Here is a 5,373-nt window from a genome sequence, read left to right on the forward strand (position 1 = left end):
GGAGGTCATCTCCGTGGTCAACCAGGGCATCGGGGGCAACACGGTCACCCGCATCGGGCGCCCGCCCGGTGGCTGCGAGCCGTGCGACGGGCCCAGCGCCGCCGACCGCCTCGAGCAGGACGTCGTGAGCCAGCCCGGCGTGCGCGCGGTCATCTGGCTGGAGGGCATCAACGACCTCGGTGGCGGCGGCGCCGCCACCGCCGAGCAGGTGATCGCCGGCATGCGCGAGGTCGCAGCCCGCCTGGACGAGCGCGGCATCGCCCTCATCGGCGCCACCTTGACCCCCTCGGGCGGCAGCACGGTGGACCCGGACTACGGCTCGGCGCGCACCGACGCGGAACGGCGCGAGATCAACGACTTCATCCGCTCCAGCGACGTCTTCGACGCCGTGGCCGACTTCGCCGCCGCCACCGAGGACCCCGCCGACCCCAGCCGGCTGCTGCCCGCCTACGACACCAACACCTCCGTGGGCGGCCCCGGCGACGGGCTGCACCCCAACCGCGCCGGGTTCCAGGCCATGGCCGCCACCATCGACCTGGAGCAGTTGCGCGACCTCGTCCGCGACGCCGCCGCTGCGCAGCGCGAGGCCGCCTGACCGTCGTCTCCGGCGGAGCGCGCCGCGGCGGGAGCGTGACGCGGTGAGGGCAGGGCCGCCTCCGACGGAGCCGCACGGCGGCCCGCCACCGCGCGGCGGGGCTCAGCGAGTGGAGCACGGGGCGAGAGTCACGGGTTCGGCGTTCACGGGGGTCCGCACCTCGCGAGCGGCCGCGATGCGCTCGCTGCTGGAGGACGTTCTGGGCCTGGAACCGGTCAAGAGCTCGCCGGAGGCGGCGTTCCACGAGCTGGACAGCGGTGAGGAGCTGCACGTCTACGGCGAGGGCGACGCGGAGCACGACTCCTTCCGGACCGGGCCGGTGGTGGGTCTGCTCGTGGACGACTTCGCGGCGGCGCGCAGCCGCGTGCTCGCTGCCGGCGCCACCTTCATCGGGGCGCCGCAGTCGACGGACGCCGCCACCCGGAGCCACTTCCGGGAGCCCGACGGCGACGTCTGCGAGATCATGGAGCGGGTGCTCCCCGCGCCGCCGGGGTGGTGCCGCGCACCCGCCGTGCTCACGCACCGCTCGCAGCGCCGAGGGTGCTCGGTGGCGAGGCGCGCCCCGGGTGCGGTCAGCTCCAGTCGGCTCGTCGTGCGATGGCTGCCAGCTCGTCGGGGTCGGCCGTGGCGCGTGCGGGGTCCTCGGGCCAGGCCTCGATCTGTGCGCCGGCCCAGTCCGCCCAGCGCGCCACGAGGGCGTAGAAGTCGGTGAAGAAGGCTCCGGCGAGCATCCCCTGTGCTGCGCGGTGCTGGAAGTCCCCTTCCCCCGCGGCGTACTCGCGGGCTGCGCTGAGGTTCTCCTCGTTCTGGCGCTGGGCCCACTGCCGGGCTGCGGCCACGGTCGCCAGCGCGTCCGCGCGTGAGCCGTGCTCGGCGAAGCTGAGCTTGACGAGCTGTTCGAACTCCAGGACCGGGCCCTCTCCCGGTTGGGCCAGCCAGCCGGCCAGCGCGCCGCGGCCGGCGTCGGTGATGGAGTACACGGTGCGCGGGCGCTGGCCGACGTTCTCGGTGCGGGTGCTGGCCCAGCCCAGCCTGACCAGCTTCTTGGGCTCCTCGTAGAGCTTGCTCTGGGCTCGGGGCCACATCCGGCGCAGGCTCCTGTCCATCTGCCGGGTCAGCTCGTACGTGCTCCACGGGCGCACGGCGAGCAGGCCGAGCAGGGCGTAGGAGGTGCCGGTGGCGCGATCGCTTGACATTTACTCCCCTTGGGACGACATTAGGTACTCCCAAAGAGAGCATAGTGGTGGGAGGCCCCGATGGACCGGAGCGACATCGACCCGCGCGGCGTCGACCCGAGCAACCACGCCCAGGCGGACGCCTGGGACGGGGCGGAGGGGCGGTACTGGGCGGCGCACCACCGCCGGTTCGACGCGGTGCTCGCCGACCACCAGCCGGCCTTCGCCGCGGCCTGCGGTCTCGGCCCCGACGACGACGTCCTGGACATCGGCTGCGGCACGGGTGCGACCACCCTGGCCGCCGCCCGGACCGCCGAGCGAGGAACGGCGCTGGGTGTCGACCTCTCCTCGCCGATGCTCCAGGTCGCCCGCTCGCTGGCGCGGCAGCAGGGTGTGGGCAACGCCCGGTTCGAACGCGCCGACGCCCAGGTCCACCCCTTCGCCCCCGCCGGCTTCGACGCGGCGATCAGCCGCACCGGTGCCATGTTCTTCGGCGATCCCGACCAGGCGTTCGCCAACATCCGCCGCGCCCTGCGCCCCGGCGGCCGGTTGACGCTGCTGACGTGGCAACCGAGCGAGCGCAACCCGTGGTTCGCCGCCTTCACCGGTGCGCTGCTGGGCACCGTCCCGGCGCCCCCGCCGGGCAGCCCGGGGCCCTTCTCGATGAGCGAGCCGGAGCGGGTCTCGCGCCTGCTCGCGCGCGCCGGCTTCTGCGACGTCGAGGTCACCGGACTGGCGCGGCCCGCCACCTACGGCGCGACGGTGGAGGACGCGCACGACTTCCTGCTGGGACTGCTCGGGTGGATGCTGCAGCAGCGCCGGCCGGCTGAGAGGCCGCGAGCCGCGCAGGCCCTGCGCGAGACGCTCGCCGAGCACGCCGGCGCCCGAGGGGTGCAGTTCGACTCCGCCACCTGGATCGTGAGCGCCCGTCGGGGATGAGCACCGCCCGGCACCCCCGCCCCGCGCTCACCCGGACCGCCGGCCAGCGCTTCCGCCGCACCTTCACCGACGACTGGAGCCCGGTCGCTCAGCCGGTCTTGCGGTGGTAGCTGGCCAGGGCGACGGCGTGGGCGAGGGCGAGGACGCCGACGAGCCACGCCAGCGAGATCCAGGTGTCGGTGCCGACGGGTCCCTCGGCGAACAGGGCCCGCAGGGTGGCCACGATCGACGTCACCGGTTGGTTCTCGGCGAACCACGCCACCGGGGCGGGCATGGAGTCGGTGGGCGCGAACGCCGAGCTGACGAACGGCAGGAGGATCAGGGGGTAGCTGAAGGCGCTGGCGCCGTCGACGGACGTGGCCGACAACCCGGCGATCACGGCGATCCAGGTCAGCGCCAGGGTGAACAGGACCAGGATGCCGGCCACGGCGAGCCAGCCGGCCACCGACGCCCCGGTGCGGAAGCCCATCAGCAGCGCGACGCCCACCACGAGCGCGACGGAGACGAGGTTCGCGGTCAGGGAGGTGAGCACGTGCGCCCACAGCACGCTCGACCTGGTGATCGGCATGGAGTGGAAGCGTTCGAAGATGCCGCCCTGCAGGTCCAGGAACAACCGGTAGGCGGTGTAGGCGACCCCGGAGGCGATCGTGATGAGCAGGATGCCCGGGAGCATGTAGTCCAGGTACGGCTCGTCGGTGCCGGTGTCGATCGCGCCGCCGAACACGTAGACGAACAGCAGCATCAAGGCGATCGGGGTGAGCGCGGTGGTGATGATCGTGTCGGGGCTGCGCAGCACGTGGCGCAGCGATCGGCCGGTCAGGGCGCCGGTGTCGCCCAGCACGTGGCGCAGGGAACGGCCGCTCGGGACGTGGGTCTCGTCCAGCACGTGGGTGCTCATCGGGTTTCGCCTCCGGTCGGCGCGCTGTGGGGGGGGAGTGCGGTGTCGGCGGGCTCGCCGACGAGCGCGAGGAAGACGTCCTGCAGGGTGGGCTGCTTCTCGACGTGCTCGACCGTGGCCGGTGGCAGGAGCTGCTTGAGCTCGGCCAGGGTGCCGTTCTGCACGATCGTGCCCCGGTGCAGGATGGCGAGCCGGTCGGCGAGCTCCTCGGCCTCGTCGAGGTACTGGGTGGTCAGCAGGACCGTGGTGCCCGCCCGGGCCAGCTGCTCCACGGTCCTCCAGACCTCGTTGCGCGCCTCGGGGTCCAGTCCGGTGGTGGGTTCGTCCAGGAAGAGGACCGGGGGGTCGCCGACCAGGCTCATCGCGATGTCGAGCCGGCGGCGCATGCCGCCGGAGTAGGTCGCGGCCCTGCGTCCCGCCGCTGCGGTGAGCGAGAAGCGGGTGAGCATCTCGTCGGCGATCGCGCCCGGGTGCTCGAGGTGTCGCAGCTTGGCGACGAGCACCAGGTTCTCGCGCCCGGTGAGGACCTCGTCGACCGCGGCGAACTGCCCCGTCAGGCTGATGGACGCGCGCACGCGGGGGGCGTCGGCGCGGACGTCGAAGCCGTTGACCGCGGCGGTGCCGGCGTCGGCCTTGAGCAGCGTGGACAGGATCCGCACGAGCGTGGTCTTGCCCGCCCCGTTCGAGCCGAGCAGCGCGAGGATGCTCCCCGCCCGCACGTCGAGGTCGACCCCGCGCAGCACCCGGGTGTCGCCGAAGGACTTCTCGATGCCGTGGACCTGGATGGCGGGTCCACGGACCTGATCGGTGGTCATCGCCGGTTCTCCGTTCCTCGGTGGACAGTGCCGGTGCTGTGCTGGGGCGGCTGCTCGTGCCGGTGGCCTCGCAGCCGCCGGGTCCTCGCCGGCGTCCCGCTCGCTCCCTCCCGGTCGCCCGGGGTCAGGAGCGGCGCACGATGACGTCGCCGTAGCCGGTGCTGGCGTGGACCTCCGCGGTGGCCTCGTCCGCGACGGGCCCGTCGGTGGGCGTGAGGTGGTTGCGGACGCTGCCGTGCTCGGAGCTGACGTCGAGGTGGGCGGCGGTCCCGGCGGGCACGCCCACCTCGATCGAGCCGAAGGAGTTCGTGAGCGTGACGCGGCCGGAGTGCAGGGCGCCGACCCGGATGCCGCTGTGGGCGGACCTGGCCGTGAGGGTGCCGTGGACGTGGCTGACCTCGATGTCGGCGTGCGCGCCGTGCACCTGCAGGGTGCCGGTGAGCGCACCGACGGTCGTGGTGCCGTTGCCGGCGCGGATCGTGCCGTGACCGGCGACCTCGCCGATGCGCACGGAACCGGCGCTGGCCTTGACGTCCAGGCCCCCCGCCACCCGGGCGACCGCGACGGAGCCCGCGGAGGCCTTCAGCTCCAGCCGCTCGACGTCCTCCAGGCGGGCGTCACCGGCGGACAGCGTCACCTGCACCGCCCCGAGCGCGCCCTCGGCGTGCAGCGAGCCGGTCTTGCCCCGCAGGTCGCAGCCCGTGGGCAGTTCGACCGTGATGTCGGTGCCGCCGGCGGCGAAGGGCAGGACGAACTGCTTCCAGGAGCCCGGGTGGGTGACCGAGACCGCCTCCCCCTCGCGCACCACGCGCACCTCCTCGGCGGCGCGCACGCTGCCGGACTTGGCGGGGTCGGTGGGCAGCACGGTCACCACCACGTCCTCGCGCTCGCCGGCGACGACGTGCAGGTTCGCGAAGGGGACGTCCACGACGACCGGGACGGGGTGGGGCG

6 protein-coding genes and 1 pseudogene are annotated in these 5,373 nt (G+C 73.9%); 3 read left to right on the forward strand and 4 right to left on the reverse strand.

Annotated features, from left to right (window positions below):
• On the forward strand, positions 1–595 hold a 595-nt coding region (locus GTR00_RS13755), incomplete at its 5' end, for a GDSL-type esterase/lipase family protein (protein ID WP_240900165.1).
• A 109-nt stretch (positions 596–704) separates the two neighbouring features.
• Positions 705–1,031 (forward strand): annotated as a pseudogene (locus GTR00_RS26415) (hypothetical protein); the annotation flags it as partial.
• A 136-nt stretch (positions 1,032–1,167) separates the two neighbouring features.
• Here the strand turns inward: GTR00_RS26415 and GTR00_RS13760 are convergent.
• Positions 1,168–1,791, reverse strand: coding sequence for a PadR family transcriptional regulator (locus GTR00_RS13760; RefSeq protein ID WP_166612179.1), 624 nt, complete (start codon positions 1,789–1,791; stop codon positions 1,168–1,170).
• Between the two features lie 60 nt (positions 1,792–1,851).
• On the opposite strand from GTR00_RS13760, the gene GTR00_RS13765 reads away from it, so the two are divergent.
• A complete protein-coding gene (locus tag GTR00_RS13765; RefSeq protein ID WP_166612180.1) occupies positions 1,852–2,709 on the forward strand; it encodes a class I SAM-dependent methyltransferase in 858 nt (285 codons plus the stop codon).
• An 88-nt stretch (positions 2,710–2,797) separates the two neighbouring features.
• Here the strand turns inward: GTR00_RS13765 and GTR00_RS13770 are convergent, their stop codons facing one another.
• From GTR00_RS13770 to GTR00_RS13780, 3 genes are all read right to left on the reverse strand, one after another.
• Positions 2,798–3,607: an ABC transporter permease gene (locus GTR00_RS13770; protein ID WP_166612181.1), complete on the reverse strand. Its 810-nt coding sequence runs from the start codon at positions 3,605–3,607 to the stop codon at positions 2,798–2,800.
• On the reverse strand, positions 3,604–4,422 hold the full coding sequence (locus tag GTR00_RS13775; RefSeq protein ID WP_166612182.1) for an ABC transporter ATP-binding protein: 819 nt from the start codon (positions 4,420–4,422) through the stop codon (positions 3,604–3,606). Before GTR00_RS13775 ends, GTR00_RS13770 begins: the two co-directional genes overlap by 4 nt.
• A 124-nt stretch (positions 4,423–4,546) precedes the next feature.
• On the reverse strand, positions 4,547–5,373 hold an 827-nt coding region (locus tag GTR00_RS13780; RefSeq protein WP_166612183.1), incomplete at its 5' end, for a DUF4097 family beta strand repeat-containing protein.

The sequence above is a fragment of the Kineococcus indalonis genome, from assembly GCF_009906395.1.
GTDB classification, from domain to species: domain Bacteria; phylum Actinomycetota; class Actinomycetes; order Actinomycetales; family Kineococcaceae; genus Kineococcus; species Kineococcus indalonis.

What these genes read in the sequence shown, in the direction of transcription:
- GTR00_RS13760 (WP_166612179.1), bottom strand. Translation starts at nt 1,791, where the DNA reads ATGTCAAGCGATCGCGCCACCGGCACCTCCTACGCCCTGCTCGGCCTG.
- GTR00_RS13765 (WP_166612180.1), top strand. Translation starts at nt 1,852, where the DNA reads ATGGACCGGAGCGACATCGACCCGCGCGGCGTCGACCCGAGCAACCAC.
- GTR00_RS13770 (WP_166612181.1), bottom strand. Translation starts at nt 3,607, where the DNA reads ATGAGCACCCACGTGCTGGACGAGACCCACGTCCCGAGCGGCCGTTCC.
- GTR00_RS13775 (WP_166612182.1), bottom strand. Translation starts at nt 4,422, where the DNA reads ATGACCACCGATCAGGTCCGTGGACCCGCCATCCAGGTCCACGGCATC.